General features: G+C 59.3%; 16 protein-coding genes. 9 read left to right on the top strand and 7 right to left on the bottom strand.

Annotation, left to right across the window (positions count from 1 at the left end):
- Positions 1–8: 8 nt before the first annotated feature.
- From ACXAF3_RS01895 to cadR, 4 genes are all read right to left on the bottom strand, one after another.
- Positions 9–1,271, bottom strand: a complete 1,263-nt coding sequence (locus ACXAF3_RS01895) for an efflux RND transporter periplasmic adaptor subunit (protein WP_475110608.1) — start codon at positions 1,269–1,271, stop codon at positions 9–11.
- A 35-nt stretch (positions 1,272–1,306) separates the two neighbouring features.
- On the bottom strand, positions 1,307–2,608 hold the full coding sequence (locus tag ACXAF3_RS01890) for a TolC family protein (protein ID WP_475110607.1): 1,302 nt from the start codon (positions 2,606–2,608) through the stop codon (positions 1,307–1,309).
- Between the two features lie 78 nt (positions 2,609–2,686).
- On the bottom strand, positions 2,687–3,058 hold the full coding sequence (locus tag ACXAF3_RS01885; protein WP_475110606.1) for a hypothetical protein: 372 nt from the start codon (positions 3,056–3,058) through the stop codon (positions 2,687–2,689).
- Positions 3,059–3,131: 73 nt separating this feature from the next.
- The gene (cadR, locus tag ACXAF3_RS01880) at positions 3,132–3,554 is read right to left on the bottom strand and encodes a Cd(II)/Pb(II)-responsive transcriptional regulator (RefSeq protein ID WP_475110605.1); all 423 of its coding nucleotides are present in this window, start codon (positions 3,552–3,554) and stop codon (positions 3,132–3,134) included.
- Between the two features lie 77 nt (positions 3,555–3,631).
- On the opposite strand from cadR, the gene ACXAF3_RS01875 reads away from it, so the two are divergent.
- A complete protein-coding gene (locus tag ACXAF3_RS01875; RefSeq protein ID WP_475110604.1) occupies positions 3,632–5,815 on the top strand; it encodes a heavy metal translocating P-type ATPase in 2,184 nt (727 codons plus the stop codon).
- 96 nt (positions 5,816–5,911) lie between these two features.
- Positions 5,912–6,466, top strand: coding sequence for a 3'-5' exonuclease (locus ACXAF3_RS01870; RefSeq protein WP_475110603.1), 555 nt, complete (start codon positions 5,912–5,914; stop codon positions 6,464–6,466).
- On the opposite strand, the gene ACXAF3_RS01865 is transcribed toward ACXAF3_RS01870, so the two are convergent.
- Positions 6,442–7,464, bottom strand: coding sequence for a DNA-binding protein (locus ACXAF3_RS01865; RefSeq protein ID WP_475110602.1), 1,023 nt, complete (start codon positions 7,462–7,464; stop codon positions 6,442–6,444). The two genes, ACXAF3_RS01870 and ACXAF3_RS01865, sit on opposite strands and share 25 nt — an antisense overlap.
- 235 nt (positions 7,465–7,699) lie before the next feature.
- Here ACXAF3_RS01865 and ACXAF3_RS01860 point away from each other — a divergent pair, with 235 nt between their 5' ends.
- Positions 7,700–8,644, top strand: a complete 945-nt coding sequence (locus ACXAF3_RS01860; RefSeq protein ID WP_323844349.1) for a site-specific integrase — start codon at positions 7,700–7,702, stop codon at positions 8,642–8,644.
- Positions 8,645–8,712: 68 nt separating this feature from the next.
- Here ACXAF3_RS01860 and ACXAF3_RS01855 read toward each other — a convergent pair whose 3' ends face one another.
- Positions 8,713–9,582, bottom strand: coding sequence for an ImmA/IrrE family metallo-endopeptidase (locus ACXAF3_RS01855; RefSeq protein WP_323844350.1), 870 nt, complete (start codon positions 9,580–9,582; stop codon positions 8,713–8,715).
- Positions 9,583–9,584: 2 nt separating this feature from the next.
- Positions 9,585–9,977, bottom strand: coding sequence for a helix-turn-helix domain-containing protein (locus ACXAF3_RS01850; protein WP_475110601.1), 393 nt, complete (start codon positions 9,975–9,977; stop codon positions 9,585–9,587).
- Between the two features lie 289 nt (positions 9,978–10,266).
- Between ACXAF3_RS01850 and ACXAF3_RS01845 the strand changes: the two genes are divergently transcribed.
- The 6 genes from ACXAF3_RS01845 (at position 10,267) to ACXAF3_RS01820 (ending at position 16,092) form a co-directional block, all read left to right on the top strand.
- Positions 10,267–10,491, top strand: a complete 225-nt coding sequence (locus ACXAF3_RS01845) for a DUF2188 domain-containing protein (protein WP_323844352.1) — start codon at positions 10,267–10,269, stop codon at positions 10,489–10,491.
- 6 nt (positions 10,492–10,497) lie between these two features.
- On the top strand, positions 10,498–11,499 hold the full coding sequence (locus tag ACXAF3_RS01840) for a CBASS cGAMP-activated phospholipase (protein ID WP_475110600.1): 1,002 nt from the start codon (positions 10,498–10,500) through the stop codon (positions 11,497–11,499).
- Positions 11,493–12,632 carry a CBASS cGAMP synthase gene (locus ACXAF3_RS01835; RefSeq protein ID WP_323844354.1) on the top strand — a complete coding sequence of 380 codons (1,140 nt, stop codon included), beginning with the start codon at positions 11,493–11,495 and terminating at the stop codon, positions 12,630–12,632. The genes ACXAF3_RS01840 and ACXAF3_RS01835 overlap by 7 nt, the downstream gene beginning before the upstream one ends.
- A complete protein-coding gene (locus ACXAF3_RS01830; RefSeq protein WP_323844355.1) occupies positions 12,629–14,266 on the top strand; it encodes a ThiF family adenylyltransferase in 1,638 nt (545 codons plus the stop codon). The genes ACXAF3_RS01835 and ACXAF3_RS01830 overlap by 4 nt, the downstream gene beginning before the upstream one ends.
- Entirely contained in the window at positions 14,254–14,730 is a 477-nt protein-coding gene (locus ACXAF3_RS01825) for a Mov34/MPN/PAD-1 family protein (protein WP_323844356.1), read from the top strand. The genes ACXAF3_RS01830 and ACXAF3_RS01825 overlap by 13 nt, the downstream gene beginning before the upstream one ends.
- A 276-nt stretch (positions 14,731–15,006) precedes the next feature.
- Complete coding sequence (locus ACXAF3_RS01820) at positions 15,007–16,092, top strand: bifunctional nicotinamide-nucleotide adenylyltransferase/Nudix hydroxylase (protein ID WP_323845585.1); 1,086 nt, start codon at positions 15,007–15,009, stop codon at positions 16,090–16,092.
- Positions 16,093–16,282 lie beyond the last annotated feature (190 nt).

Raw genomic sequence — 16,282 nt, 5'->3', positions numbered from 1 at the left:
GTCCTCCGTCAGTGGGCGTGGGCTGCGCCGGACTTTTCGATGTCGGCTTTGATCAGGTAGCTGTTGGCGGTGACATAACGCTGGCCGAGCTCCAGGCCATCCAGCACCTCGGTCACGCGACCATCGGAACGGCCCAGTCGCAGCGGGCGCGCCTCGTAGCTGTCGCCGACCTTAATGAACACCACCACCGAGTCACGCAGCGGCTGCAGCGCGCGGTTTTCCACCAACAGTGGCACGCGCACCCGGTCGACGAGCACCTTCCCCTCCAGTATCAGGTCCGGCGGCCAGTTGAGTTTGCGGTTGTCGATGGGAGCGCGGGCGAGCACGAAGGGCTGCCCCGGCGTGCCCGGCACGAGATTGGCGATCTGTGTCTCCACCTGCTGTCCGTCGGCGCTCAGCGTCACCTTCTGGCCGCGGGCGACCTGTGCCCGCTGCGCGGGAAACAGCCGCAGCTCCGCCCACAACTGGTCATAGTTGGCAATGGTGAATAGCTCGCGCTCGCCGCTGTACTCGCCGCTGCTCGCCTGTTTGTCGACAACCAGCCCGTCTATGGGCGAAGTAATCGGGTAGACCTGCAAACTTTCGTTGGACTCCACTTCTGCCAGCTTCTGTCCCTTGCGCACCCGGTCGCCGATCTCCACCGCGACCGCCTTGATCGGACCCGGAAAGCGCGCGCGCACATGACTGAGGCTGCCGTGGGCCAGCGCCGTATCACCGTAGACGGTGAGCGATTGGCTGATTTCACCGGGTCCCGCAACGGCGGTCACGATCCCCACTTTGGCGGCCATATCGGCGTCGATTTCTACCCGCCCCTCGTATGATTCGTAGTGCCACTCGGCGCGCTCGGCATTGCGTGCCAGCGATACCTTAACGTCGAAGGAATGTGGCTCCTCGATCGCGCCTTCAGCGCGCCAGTAGTCTCCTGCCGGCGTGAATTCGAAACGGTCCACTTTGCCGTCCAGGCGTGTAAGTTCTACCGCCAAGCGCGCATCGCCGGCATTCGTGAGTGGTTCACCCTTGTCACTGATCCAGGCACGGAATTCAGGCTCAACGCCGCTCTCGACGATCAGCAACTCCACGGTAAGGTCGCCGTCCTCCAGCAGGCGGCCACCGTGGGGACCACGTGCTTCCGCGTGTTCGCCGTGCTCACTGCCATGGTCCTCACTGCCATGACCCTCACTACCGGAGGCGAAGGTCGGAACCGGTGTCGTCAGGCCGACGGTGCACAATAGCAGCACGATAAACGGCAGCGCCGCGAAAGTATTTTGCAATCTGATTCTTCTATTCATCGTTAGTCTGATCATTTCTATTTGCTCGGTTCTGCGCCCGCGGGTAGTAGGGGGGCGGCGGTCATCTGTTCGATTTCAGCTCCAAAGCGCAGCGTCGCGCTGGCGGCCTCTATCAGCGCGCGACGGGCACCGATCAGCTCCTCCAGCGCCGAGGCCCACTCCAGGTAGGAGTAGCGACCGCGATTGTAGGCCCGCTCTACTTCCACTAATGCCTCGCGCAGGGTCGGCACCACCTCACTGCCCAGCGTCTCTACCGCCACCAAAGCCTGTTCGCGGCCGCTGACCGCGCGGTACAGGCGGCTCTTCAAGCGCAGCAGCGCCGCCTCGCGCTCCACCGCCACCCGCTCCCGCTCCGCGAGGGCTGTGGCGATGGCGCCGGCGTTGCGGCGCTTAGGAAACAACGGCAGCTCGAATCCGGCCACCAAAGTGGTCTCATCGATTTCGCGCGAGCGGCGTATACCCGCGGACCAGCCAATGTCCAGGCTCGATTGCGTCTCGGCCAGGCGCAGTTCAGCCGCACGCAGCCGCTCCTCCGACGCGAAGCGGGCTATGGCGGGGTTCTGCTGGGCGCGGCTGTAGAGTTCGGCGAAGCCTTCAGCGGAGGGAAAGCGGTAGAGTTCGGCGGAGTCCAGACGGAAGGAGGCGTTCTCGCCGCCCCACAAGGAGACCAGCGCCAGTTTGTGGTATGCCACCAGACGCTCCTCCGACCGGGCCGCGAGGCGCGACTGGGAAACAGCCGCGCGGGCGCGCAGCGCCTCGGCCCTGGGCGAAGCCGCTGCTTTTACGCGGCGCTCCACTGCGCTAAGGGTGTCCTCGGCGAGAGCGACCGAGTCCCGCGCCAGAGCCAGCCGCTCCTGGGCCGCCAGCACTTCCACATAGCGGCGGATCACCTCGCCAAGAAGGTCTAGAGCCTTGGCCTGCTCCTCCGCCAGCACCAAGTCGCGCTGGGCCGAGACCGCATCTACCCGCGCCGCTCGCTTCCCGCCCAGTTCGATCACCGAGGACAGGGAAACGGTCAGCTCCGCCTCGTCGGCGCCACCTTCGCCGGCAAAATTCTCCAGCTCGGTGCTGAGCTCCAGCGGCGGCCGCAGCGCAGCGGTCTGTGCCCGGCCAGCCAGCGCCGCGTCGCGCAGGTGGAATACCGCCAGCTCCGGGTTTTGCGACAGCGTGCGCTCAATGGCTTCTGCGAGGGTGAGTTGCGCCACCGGCACAGGCTGTTGGGCCAGGACCGGCGACATCCACAGTATCAGCGGCGCCAGCGCCAGCAGCGAGGCACGCCGATAGTGCGCGCAAAATACGCGCGCGAAAGAGAAATACATAAGGTACTCCCAAGTCATGTCGTGAAGAGCGCGCGCGAGACTAATAGTTCGTATGCGCGCGCGGATTCAGGGCGCAACTCAGGCTATGGGAGGGCGGAAAAGCGCGGAAAAATAGCCGGCAGAAAAGGAGGGATTATTTGCGTCCCGCAGCACACGGCCGCCGGGGTCGAAAAAGCGCGGCGCCTGGCCGAGTATGCCGACCACGCCGACACCGTGGCAGTGACAGCAGTGGTGGCAGAAATCCGGACCGTCCGGATGCAAGGGTGATGCGGGCCCCGCGGCACCCTGATCTGGCTCGGGGGTAAACTCTACGCTTTCCTCCCCGTCCAGGTGGTGCGGCGGCACATGGGTGGCGACATCCTGTAGCGCTTCATGGCTATCGTAGAACGCCACTGCGGTCTGGAAGACCAGCAGAGCGATCAGCAGGTAGCAGACACGGGCGAAGTTCATTGCAGAAAGTCAGTTTTTGTATCCATGAATGGCCGCCAATCTAACAGCATCCGGATGGAAATTTCAACGTCGGCTAATCCGCCCGGGCCGAATGACAGGCGCAATCAGACAGCCCCTGCAGTATTTCACACGACTCGACGGAGTTTTCCCCAGAACACCGGCTGCGCAGTGCCTGCAGTTGTTGCCTCAATTGCTTCAGCGCCGCCATCCGGGATTCCACCCGGTTTATGTGTTCGTCGACCAATTGATTGATACCGGCACAGCTCTTGCGCGGCTTGTCCCGGAACAGGAGGAGGTCGCGGACGTCCTCGAGAGGCATATCCAGGGAGCGGCAGTGGCGGATAAAACGCAGTTGCTCCAACTGGGAATCGCTGTAAAGACGAAAGTTGCCTCCGGAACGCGCCGGTGCAGGCATTAACCCCATCTGCTCGTAAAAGCGCACCGTTTCGACTTTGCAGCCGGCAAGTCTGGCGGCCTCGCCGATCCTGTAGCTCATGCCCTTACCCCCTTGACCCTATAGTGACTAGAGGGATTCTAATCCCCGTATCACAGATCTGCTACCGAGGACACCCAATGGACAGGCCCGATCCCGCCAAATGCTGCGGCTGCGCAAAACCAACCGACATGGCGACGGAGGAGCTACCCCCCTCGCCGGACGGTAGCGGTGAGACGACGCTGCTGTCGATCGCCAAGATGGACTGTCCGACCGAGGAGAGCCTGATCCGCGGCAAACTGTCCGGTATGAAGGGCATCTACCAGCTCGACTTCAACCTGGTGCAGCGCACACTGCAGGTGCGTCACGCAGAGGGCATGCAGGCGCAGCTGCTATCGGCGCTCGAACCGCTGGATCTGGATGCACGGCTGGCGGTTGCCGCCGATACGGATAAGGCGCCACCGGCCGCTGCCGCAAACTGGTGGCTGCTGGCGGCCGCCGCAGCCGCGGCCCTGGCCTCTGAGCTGGTCTACTGGCTGCAGGGCGGCAACAATTGGCTGGTGATGCTCCTGGCTCTCGCAGCGATCGCCGGCGGCGGCCTCAAAACCTACAAGAAAGGCTGGATAGCGCTCAGGAATCGCAACCTGAATATGAACGCGCTGATGTCCATTGCCGTTACCGGTGCAGTACTGATCGGACACTGGCCGGAAGCGGCCATGGTGATGGTGCTGTTCACCCTGGCGGAACTGATCGAAGCCAAGTCCCTGGATCGGGCGCGCAACGCCATCCGCGAACTGCTGGCACTCACTCCGGAGACCGCAACTGTTCAGTTGGATGACGGTCGCTGGGAAGAAATAGAGGCGAAACAGGTGGCTGTCGGTAGCCGGGTAAGAGTACGGCCTGGGGAGCGCGTCGCGCTCGACGGCGAAGTCGTCGTCGGGCAATCCGCCGTGAACCAGGCCCCGATCACCGGTGAGAGCTTACCGGTGGACAAAGCACCGGGCGACTCACTGTTTGCTGGCAGCATCAACGAGTCCGGCGCGCTGGAGTACCAGGTCACTGCTGCCGCCGATAATTCCACCCTGGCGCGGATCATTCACGCCGTGGAAGCCGCCCAAGGCCGCCGCGCGCCGACCCAGCGCTTCGTGGATGCGTTTGCGCGCTGGTACACGCCACTGGTATTCGCGGTGGCCCTCGCAACCGCTGTGTTTCCGCCACTGCTATTTGGCGGCGCCTGGCTTGAGTGGATCTACCGCGCCCTGGTTTTGCTCGTCATCGCCTGCCCGTGCGCACTGGTGATCGCCACGCCGGTGACCATTGTCAGCGGACTGGCCGCCGCCGCGCGGCACGGTATCCTGATCAAAGGTGGTGTCTACCTCGAAGACGGCCGGCGGCTGCGCTGGCTGGCACTGGACAAGACCGGCACCATTACCCGCGGCGAGCCTGCGCAGACCGATTTTGAGCCCTGGGCCGGCGGCGATGCCCCTGAGGTGCGCACACTCGCCGCCAGCCTGGCCGTCCGCTCCGATCACCCGGTTTCCATTGCCGTGGCAAAGGCTGCGCGGAACGATGGTATCACCCTGCGCGAAGTCGGAGATTTCACCGCCTTGGCCGGGCGCGGCGTTAAAGGCAATATCGGTGGTGAGAGCTTTCAGCTCGGCAACCACCGCCTCGTCGAGGAACTGGGCTTCTGCACCCCGGAGCTGGAGCGGCGCCTGGATGCGCTGGAGTCCCAGGGAAAAACCGTCATTATGCTGGTGGGTGATGCGGGCGTACTGGCGCTGTTTGCAGTGGCAGATACGGTCAAGGACACGAGCCGCAGGGCGATTTCCGAACTGCACGACCTGGGCGTGAAAACCCTGATGCTCACCGGCGACAATCCGCATACCGCCGAGGCCATTGCCGTCCAGGTCGGTATAGACCGAGCCCGGGGCAACCTGTTGCCGGAAGACAAGCTGCGCGAGGTGGAAGCGCTGACGGAACACAGCCATACGGGCATGGTCGGCGACGGCATCAACGATGCGCCGGCGCTCGCACGTGCCGACATAGGTTTCGCCATGGGCGCGGCCGGCACCGATACCGCCATCGAAACCGCCGACGTCGCCCTGATGGACGACAACCTGGGCAAGATCGCCACCTTTATAAGGCTGTCCCGCTGTACTGCCCTCATACTGAGGCAAAATATTGCGCTGGCTCTGGGCATAAAAGCGATCTTCCTGCTGCTCGCCTTTGCCGGCCAGGCTTCCATGTGGATGGCCGTTTTCGCCGATATGGGAACCAGCCTACTTGTGGTATTTAACGGATTGAGAGTAATGCGCCAATGAACAGTTTGATACGCGGACCGGAGGGGATTCTGGAATTTTTCGTCAAACTAAGGTGAACTATTTGTTTCTACGACATTTTTTACCGGCAAAAACCGCGTGCAAGCTTTCCAAAATATCCTCATTGTCGATTTGGAGGCCACCTGCTGGAATGATCGCCGCCAGACAGTGCAGGGTATGGAGATCATTGAGTTCGGCTTCGCGCTCGCCTCTATGAGCGGTATCGTGACCCGCTCTTTTCATCAGTTGGTCAGGCCCACATTAAACCCGCAGCTCAGCGACTTCTGCCAATCGCTGACCGGGATCACACAGGCAATGGTGGATGATGCCCCCGGGTATCTCGAAGCAGTCCGGCACCTGAATACCGTTGTCGGTGAATGGCCATTTGAGACCTGGGGTAGCTGGGGCCAATACGATCTCAACCAGATCAATGTCGAGTGCGCGCGGCATGGGGTCTCGCCGGTGTTTGCAGCCGCTCCCCATATCAATCTCAAGGCCCTGTGGCAGCAGCAGAAGGGCAGTAAGCGGCGCGCCGGCCTCGGCGCCGCCCTTGCGTCTGCCGGGCTGAAGTTTGAAGGACGCCACCACCGCGCCGGGGCCGACGCAAAGAATATCGCCCGTCTGCTACCTTACCTGGATTTCTCTTCCGATTGAGGTCTTCCGGGGAGGTCACCTTTTGCCTCTGCAGCTGCTTTGAAATGGCCCAGACTGGTGCGGGCTTCGGCGAGGGCGACTTCCAGCTCTGTTTGCCGATGCGCACATTCTTTCAGCTCTAATTGAGCCCGCTCCAATTGCTCGCAATACAGATCTCGCTCTTTGGCTTTTGCGCTCAGGTCCGTGTTGGCCTGGCTTATTTGCTCGCGCAGGGCGGCGACCAACTGTTCCGACTTCCGGAGCGCATCTTCCTGACTGCCTACTTGTTTGCGAACTGCGCCAAGCTCGCTGGCCAGGCGGGCATTGTCCTTGTTGAGCTGAGTGACCTCACCCTGCTTGACGATGATGGACTGGTTCGATTGGCGCAGTTCGGCCTGCAATTGCTGCACCTGCTGTTCGTGCCTGCGGATATCCTGATCCCGCTGCTCTTTGCTGGCCTGGCGGAAGTGCTCAAGGGCATCTCGGGCGTGCTGGTGCTTATCCTCCAGGGATTTCAGGTGGGAGTCTTTGTCCGCCAGGCGCACTTCCAGGTCTTCGATCTGCTGGGCCTGCCGTTGCGCTTGGAGCCTTTCGGATTGCAACTCCGCGGCCGCCTGTTCCAGTGAACTCTTGGAGTCCGCCAAATATTGCTCCAGACGATGCGCTTTCTCGCCGCTCTCCGTCAGCAAGCGCTCGAGTCGTTCACGTTCCTGTTGCCATTGAGACTCCTGGTCTTTGAGGCGCTTCTCGGCTGCCGAGACCAGTTCTTTTGCCTCCTCCCGCAAGCGCGCCGCCAACCGGACCACCATTTCCTGCAGCGTCTTGCTGAGGAGCTGCTCGTCGTCGAGGCGAGTGCTCTCGGCTTCCTCGATCTCCCGGAGATACCGGTGAATAGTGGTCTTGGAACCGGTATTGCCGAGCTCAATGCGTATCGCGTCCAAGGAAGGATTCTCGCCTCGGGCCAGCACCGCATCGCGGGCCCGCTGGACCTGGACTTTGTTGATACCTGAGCGCGCCATTGGGATCTCCGATTATTTTGTACTGTGGTATGTACTATGTATAAACATACTAAATCAGACCATGAACCGGAGCAACATTCTAACTTTTATAAAAATAGATAATAAGGAATTATCCATTGTTAGATGCCATCTTTGCCGTAAAATGACCACTTCTCAGTACGAAAGCCCTGTCGCCGGGTTAATTCCTAGTGAATCCAGCAGCACCCCTACCCCGGCAACCCGGGAAGAAATCGCCATGAGCAAGATCGAGCAGTACATCCACGCGGCCACCCGTGACAACACGCGGCGCAGCTACCAGGCAGCGATCCACCACTTCGAGGTGAGCTGGGGTGGCTTCCTGCCGGCGACCGCCGACAGCGTGGCTCGGTATCTGGTGGACCATGCGGAGACCCTGGCCGTCAACACGCTCAGATTGCGCCTCGCCGCACTGGCGCAGTGGCACAATGATCAGGGATTCCCAGATCCCACCAAGGCGCCAATCGTCAAGAAGGTTCTCAAGGGCATTCGGGAGTTGCACCCGGCACAAGAAAAGCGGGCGCGCCCACTGCAGCTGGAGGAGTTGACCGCCCTAACCTCCTGGCTTGAACGGGAGTGCGAAGCCGCAACAGCCGGGGGAGATCACAAGTCGTCACTCGCACATGCCCGCAACAAAGCACTGCTGCTATTGGGCTTTTGGCGCGGATTTCGTGGTGACGAACTCTGCCGCCTACAAGCGGAGTTTGTGACGGTGAGTCCCGGCGAGGGACTGACAATCTTCTTGCCCAGGAGTAAGGGCGATCGACAGAATGCGGGAAGGGAGTTCAGGGTACCGGCGCTAAGCCGGCTATGCCCCGTTTCTGCCTATGAAGAGTGGATTCACTTGGCCGACATTGGCGAAGGTCCGGTCTTCCGCGGCATTAACCGTTGGGGTCATCTTTCCGAGCAAGGCCTGAAGCCTAACAGTGTCTCTGCCCTACTCCGGCGCGTATTCGATGAATCCGGGACCTCAAAGCATGCTGGCATTAGCAGTCATTCCTTGCGTCGCGGATTTGCCAGCTGGGCAAACAGCAACGGCTGGGATGCCAAGGCTCTGATGGAGCATGTCGGTTGGAAGGATATTCAATCTGCAATGCGATACATCGATGTTCCGGACCCCTTTTCCCGGCAACTCATTGAGCGGAGCCTAGCAAAACCCCCTTAAGGCCAACGAAACTGACAGCAAGGGAAAAGCTTGGTTTACTGTTCGGAAACCGTGGCTGTCTGGCTTTGCTAGCGGCGCCGGTTTCGCCCTGGCCAGGGAAGCTCGCCCGTAAGTTCGGGCAAGCCACCATCGTCTTCGATTCGCGCGCCGAAGCGGTTTACTTCGACCTCTGGCAGATCTTCGCTGTCAAACCATAGCAGCGAGATGGTAGTGTCAACGCGTGCGTAATGCCTCGAAAGCTCCCAGAGATCAAGGCCCTTTTCCCAGTTATCGAACCACAAGTCCTGCGAAACTTCCCTAGTCTCAGTTGTACTGGTCCCGGAAGATCTGAGTCGATGAGCCACTGAGCCGGTCGGGATCACCGATCTCGGCGATATCCAGGCCCCGACTTGCCTCAAAGACGTGGAGCGTGCGGCATACCGTACTGCACCGCGCTCCATGGTGACGAAGGCACACGGCATATCGCTGAGACTGGCAAATCTTGACGCAGCGGCAGGGAACGAAGCACCGAATAAATCAGCCATATGCTGGAGAAGCTCTAGGGAAGGCTCTTCCCTGGGTACGGCAGAAAGCCAAAGCTGATAAGGCATCAGCAGTTCAGCGGCAAATGTGTCGCAGGCGATCTCGTTAGGATGTCGTTTGGCATAAGACCAGGACGGGACTTCCTCGTGGCTCGACTCCAAACCGAGCACGATATGAGCTATTTCATGGCAGATGGTGAAGCGCTGGCGTTCATTAGTTTCCAGCGAGTTCACCGTGATAATGTGCTTCCCGTTTGGCTTGGTAATGGTGTATCCAGATTCCCCCTCGCCAAGCTCATCTTTCTTGACCTTGGCGTTAGCTGCGGTCACGTAGGGGGAAAGATCTTCTTGGATGTTAGAAACATCGACTTTCGCGATAAACGCACGCGCCTTCTGCCTGACATTCGCTTCATCCATACTCAATCGTCCTCGTCGTCATCCTCGAAGGCCTTTTTAATTCGGGCAATCAATGTTGCAGGATCAGGCCTTGCATTACCCCTATGCCTGACTCCAGCCGCAGCCGTAAATACGTCGATACTGATAGAAGGATCTTGCAGCACATATTCGACGAGGCTCGGGTCAGCTCCTGCATGATCAACCAGCCAAGTTACGAGTACAGCATCTCTCTCCGACGGCTTAAGAACCTTCAATAGCTTTTCAACCAGGTCTGGAGAGGGGTTTGTTTTTTCGCCCGTTTCGAGACGGTGGATATACGCATGGTCCACTGCCGATAGCTGGCCAATTTCACGCAGGGAAAGGGTTCTGCGTTCGCGTAGCGTCTTGATAGCGACGCCCAAACCTGTTTGCGGCATGAGTTCTGATCCTTGCGGTTGCGGGAAGAAGGTCGTAGCCCTCGGTTGCACCAATCCCGCATCCAGTCGAGTTAAAAGGCGCATGTGGCGCAGGGGTTGCACCGGCGCGCATGCTCTGATACATTGTTGTCCAGCCAGACAACAGAGGCGGGCTTTACGGTCGCTTCAGCTTGGATTGGCTCGGCCCTCCTGTTGTCTGACTGAGCAACGTATTGTGCTGCAGTGGACGGCCATTGACAACCCAGCCGATGGGCTGGGACTTCCTTAGCCCCACTGTAGGAGAGCCATCATGGCCGGAAAAAATCAGCATGTTGTTCCTCATCAAGACGGTTGGGCCGTCAAAGGCGCTGGCAACCAGCGAGCGACCTCTGTGCATGACACGCAGCAACAGGCAATAGATGCTGCGCGGGATATTGCACGCAACCAGAATTCCGAACTCGTCATCCATCGTCCAGATGGCCGTATCCGCGACAAGGATAGCCATGGCAACGACTCCTTTCCCCCGAGAGGTTAAGGTGCCATGACTGACATCCCTACCTACCATGTGCTCGCCCTGTCGGGCGGAGGCTATCGCGGCCTCTATACGGCTACGGTTCTTGCCGAACTTGAAGCCGTGCTGGGTCGCCCTATCGCTTCACATTTTGATCTGATTTGCGGCACATCGGCGGGCGGGATGCTGGCTTTGGGGCTGGCTGCAGAAATTCCGGCCCATGAACTCAAAGCACTGTTTGAAGACGAGGGCAGCCGCATCTTTGGTTGTCGCAACCTTCCGCGACGGCTCCTGGGATTCTGGTTGACCGCAAAGCATGACTCAGCGGGATTGAATGAAGTGCTGACAGAGCGCTTTCAAGGATCCACGATCGGTGACCTGAAGCATCGTGTTCTTGTGCCGGCGGTCAACTACTCGACGGGACGTGGGCAGTTTTTCAAGACCCCGCACCATCCATCCTTTGAGTTGGATCACCGGATGAAGATCGTCGACGTTGCGTTGGCGACCGCGGCCGCGCCTGTCTACTTTCCGCTGGCTCGCAATAACCGCGGTGTCTTCGCGGACGGGGGGCTAGTGGGCAACGCCCCCGGCCTGTTCGGGTTGCACGAAGTCAAGATGTTCCTGGCGCCGAACCCGGATGCGCTGGTTCGGGTCCTCGCCATCGGCACGATGACCATCGGTGCAACCGTTCGCGGCGGTGCCAGCCTTGATCGTGGATTCGGCAAGTGGGGTGGAGGGCTCTTTGATTTGGTGATCTCCGCTCAGGAGTCGTCCGTGGACTACATGCTGCGGCAGTCGTTGGGTAACGATTATTTCCAGATCGACGACCAGGCGACGCCGGATCAAAGCAAGGACGTGAAAGCGCTGGATCGGGTTTCCATTGCCGCCACGAATACGCTCAAGGATCGCGGTAATCATGCGGCGCAGCGTGCGCTCGGCGATCCTCTTTTCCAACCATTTCGAGCGCACCAAGCCGGCGCACCCATTTTCTATCACGGCCCCAACAAAAATGTTCCGGAGACCGCATGCTGAACCTGAGCCCACTTTTCTTTACCACCGTTGATGACGAATCCTGCATGCATGACGAGCTGGACCTCACCTCTGAGCAGCGCGCCTGTATCGCCAGCGCACGCTCTGATGTCAGAGACTGCCTGCGTTCGGGGATCCCTCGGGTGCTGAAGGCAGGCGGATACACAGAAAACGTCCCCAAGCCCCGCTTCTTCACACAAGGGTCGTGGGCATACAAGACGCTGAACTCCCCAGCACAGCACCCGCAGCAGGCGGATGTCGATGATGGCTGCTATCTGCCAATGAGCTTCGTCTCTCAGACTAAGCGCCCTAGCACTGCAGCGACGGTATTCTTTGCAGCAGCGGAAGAAGCCTTGAAGCCGCTGGTCGAAAAAAATAGCTGGAGTCTTGTCACCGATAAGCCAACGTGTATTCGCATCGTCATTGCTACATTCGCCCACATCGATATTCCCCTGTATGCCATCCCGGACGAAGAGTTTGCGCTTCTAAAGGCGTCAATGGAAATGCGTGGCTACGATTCGCTATCAGAAGCTGTAAACATGGCGGAGCAGGATATCTGGACGGCGCTCCCCGCTGACAAGGTGCTGTTGGCCCATCGTGAATGCAACTGGAAGCCCTCTGACCCCAGGCCTGTGAAGGAATGGTTCCTGGGCGAAGTGGAAGCCAAGGGGGAGCAGTTCCGCCGCGTGGTTCGTTATTTGAAGGCATACCGCGATTGGAGCTGGCCCAACGGCGGCCCCGCTTCGATCCTGTTGATGGCCGCCGCCGCACCTGTCTTTGAGAAACGTGATCGGCGCGACGACCTCGCGCTGCTGGATGTCGTCGCGGCACTGCCGACCCAGTTACGGGAGGGTGTAAACAACCCAGTGGAAGAGTCCGAGTCGCTCACTGAACGGCTCGGCAACGCGGGGGTCGAAGAAGCGGCCAAGGCGTTTGAAGAATTTGAGAAGGTGCTGCGCGGAGCCACCGACGCCGGCAGCCCTTCACAGGCCTGCATTTGGATGCAAGGTAAGTTTGGCCCGCGCTTTCCCAACGAGCCGGATCGGGTCAAGGTGGTATCCGTTGCCGCCACCATTTCCGCAGCGCCCGCCACTGCTGGTCCGAGCGAACTTGTCGGGCGAACGAAGGCTGGATGAGCTGCGTTGCAGCAGTCGCAGACGTGATCGAGGCCTTCAAGCAGCGAGGCTTTGAGTTTGTCGGCATGAAGAAGGACGGCTGGTTCCGACTACACGGGCGGTTGATTCCGCCCCAAGCGGACAAGGGTTGTCCATGCGAAGTGCAGCTCGATCCCACGTTCTTCGACTTGCCCCGCATCCGGCTGCTGGAAATCCCTCCTGAGCTGCCCGCAGCGGTTCCTCATCTTGGTGCAGATGGCGAGCTTTGCTATCTCGCCAAGGGTACTGTCGTTCTGGATATCTACGATCCTGTCGGACAGTCGCTGGCGTGCCTGCAACGTGCAGCGGCTGTTTTTGGGCAGATCATGCAGGGGGAGATGATTGAAGACCTGGCGGAAGAGTTCTTCGCTTATTGGCGTGGCTGGTTTTGCTTCGTGGACATGCAGAGCGAGGACCTAGGGCAACAGAACTGCATAGTCGCACAGGCCAACGAGAGCCCCTTTTGGTTTATCACCGACAACGAAGACCGAACAACTGAGAAGCTGAAGTCGCTGGGCTTCCAAGTCACCGATAGCACTGTGCTGACTTATCGGATAAGGACTGGCACCCAACCCCGTCCTCTGACCGGCCATTGGCCCCCCGAAACCGTTGGGGACATCTTGGCATGGCAAGGCACCCTTGACCCTCAATGCCGGCGCAAGATTCACAAGCGCATCAAGGAGGGAGAAAGGAAAAAGGCCAACGGCAATCTGATCATTATCGAGTCTCCGTTGATGACGTATGGCTTCGTGGTTTTCTATGACCGCAAAAAACGTCCGGTCCAAAAGAGCAAACAACTCGCAGATCGCAAGGATTTGAGCTATGGATTGAAGGCGAAGCCCATCTCGGTGGTCAGAATTGACGATCGGTACCTTGCCCAGCGGAACATACCAAAGTCGAAGACGCTTGCGGGTAAAAACCTTGCCGTTGTGGGATGCGGCACGATCGGCGGATATCTGTCGGACATGCTGGTCAAGGCTGGGGCGGGGACACGCGGCGGAAAACTCACATTGGTGGATTTCGATTACCTTCTCCCGCAGAACATCGGGCGGCATCGCCTGGGTTTTCCAGACTTGCTGTCGAACAAGGCCGAAGCTATGGCGAAGGAACTCAAACGCTTGGCGCCAGGTGCCGAGATTCGTGCGCTCCCTGTGGATGTCAGGCAAGCCCAGTTGGGAGAGTTGGATTTACTCATAGACGCCACTGGAGAAGAATCGCTTGGACATTGGCTGTGCGGCCACTATCCGCCTCCGATGCCCATGCTCTCGGTCTGGATCGAGGGGCCGGGAACGGCCGTCCGTGCGCTCCTGAGAACGAACGCATCTGGTGCGTGCTTCCGATGTCTTTGGCATAGCAACAGGAGAGATGAACTCCGTTCCACCCTTGATCCTCTACCTGCCATTTTGGCAGGGCATGGATGCGAGGGCTTGTACGTGCCATTCCCCGCTTCGGTGTCGGTGCATGCTGCCAGCCTAGGTGCTGAGATGACCCTTGACTGGATCAACGGCGTTTATTCCCCCGCGTTGCGAACCAGATTGATCGACCGCACCCAACAGCTTGCTACACCCGATTGCGATCCGCTGCGGGATCGGGAATGTCCCCTATGCACTTCATGAGTTCTTGGGCGACCAACGACAAAAGAACGCTGCTGCATTTTTCGAAGGCCACGTTGGAAACTTTTTGTCAGCATATTCAGAGCAATGATACCGACTGCGAAGCTGGTGGGCTTCTGCTCGGTTCTGTCCATGGAACCCATATGCTCATTGAGCAAGCCACGGTTCCCACGGCATTGGATAAGCGGTTTCCTTATCTTTTCGAGCGGATGCCATTTGGCCACGAAACCATCGCCATGTCACGATGGACGATGAGTCACGGGACCGTCCGTTATCTGGGTGAATGGCACACCCATCCGGAAGACAATCCTCATCCTTCTGTTCTCGATAGGTCAGAGTGGAACCGCTTATCAGAGAAGCGCCAGGACAAGCGGCTAATGCTTGCTGCCATCGTTGGACGAAAATCTCTATATGTAGAATTGGTGCCAAGTTCAGGGCGCGGTTCTGTGCTTGTCCCTATGGAGTAACTGCTCAATCTGTATTGCTCTACTAAAGCCGAATACTACAATGCCGTGAAAAAGAAATAGCGCGGATTTTGCATATCGAACCATGGATAGAAAAAGGTCCAAGCGTCACAGATTCTTTTTAGAGTTGAAGCCCAAGATCCTCAAGACATCTAGCGATATAATAATGTAATCTCGTGCATAGCATGTTGGCTAACAAGGTATCTGCTTCTTGACCATTAGTGTCTAAAAGTCAATAATGTAAGGATGAATAATCACGGCACTGGATAGACCAGAGTCATTCACCCCAGCAAGGAGCTTGCTGCCATGTCCAAAGACTACGATTTCGCCGTCTTTATCGGCCGCTTTCAGCCATTTCATACAGGTCACCTCAAGGTGGTCGAGGAAGGGCTGTCCCGGGCAGCGCGTCTGATCGTCCTGATCGGCTCAGCCTTCCAACCACGCAATCCCCGCAACCCTTGGACGCACGTCGAGCGGGAGACGCATATCCGGGCCTGCTTGCCGGAAGCAGACAACCGACGTCTCATCTGCCTGCCGCTGATGGACGTGCCCTATAACGATGAGTTGTGGGTACGCAACGTGCAGACTTCGGTCTCTGGAATAGTGACCGCGCATCACCCGGTGCCGCACAAGCCTCCGAAGATCGCGCTGATCGGTCACCGCAAGGATCACACCGGCTTCTACCTGAACCTTTTCCCCCAGTGGGATTCTCTGGGCGTCGACAATTTCAAGAGCATCAGCGCGACGCCCATCCGGGAGCGGGTGTTCGGCGATAATCCGGCTGGTCAGTTGCGGGATCTGGAGGATTCCCACCTGCTGCCGCCGCCGGTGGCGCAAACTCTGCACAGCTTCGTGGACTCTGATCCGGCCTACCAGGCAATGCGCGAGGAGGCTGAGTTCGTGACCAAGTACAAGGCCTCCTGGACTGCCGCGCCCTACCCGCCCACGCATGTGACGGTGGATGCGGTGGTAGTTCAGTCAGGGCACGTGCTCCTGGTGGAGCGGCGCGCCTTCCCGGGACGTGGCCTCTGGGCCCTGCCCGGCGGCTTTGTCGATCCGCACGAGAAGCTGGTGGACGCCTGCCTGCGGGAACTGCGCGAAGAGACCCGGCTTAGGGTGCCGGCTCCGGTCCTCAAGGGCTCGATCCGCCGCCAGGACGTCTTCGACGAGCCCTATCGCTCCGCCCGTGGCAGGACCATTACCCACGCCTTCTATATTGAACTGGAACCCTGCAGCCAGTTGCCCAAGGTAAAGGGCGGCGACGACGCCCGCCATGCCAGGTGGGTGCCACTGGGTGCACTGGATCCCCAGGAGATGTTCGAGGACCACTACTACATAATCCAATCCTTGGTAGGGACAGCGTAACCTTCCGGCATCATGAGATGTGCTCGCAGGTACCCGCACCCCACCGCGGTCGATTTATAGCGAGTTTAGGGAGTTATAAGTGATTTTGATAACTTCGCCATCCGGGAAGCCGTCGGCCACCTGAGTGCCGGCAATGAGGCCGGAAACAACGGCTTCTCCGATGCCGGCAACGCGGCCTATGGTCAATCAT

The sequence above is a fragment of the Microbulbifer sp. ABF4_143 genome, assembly GCF_056160225.1.
This window is presented reverse-complemented; position numbering and strand designations above follow the sequence as displayed.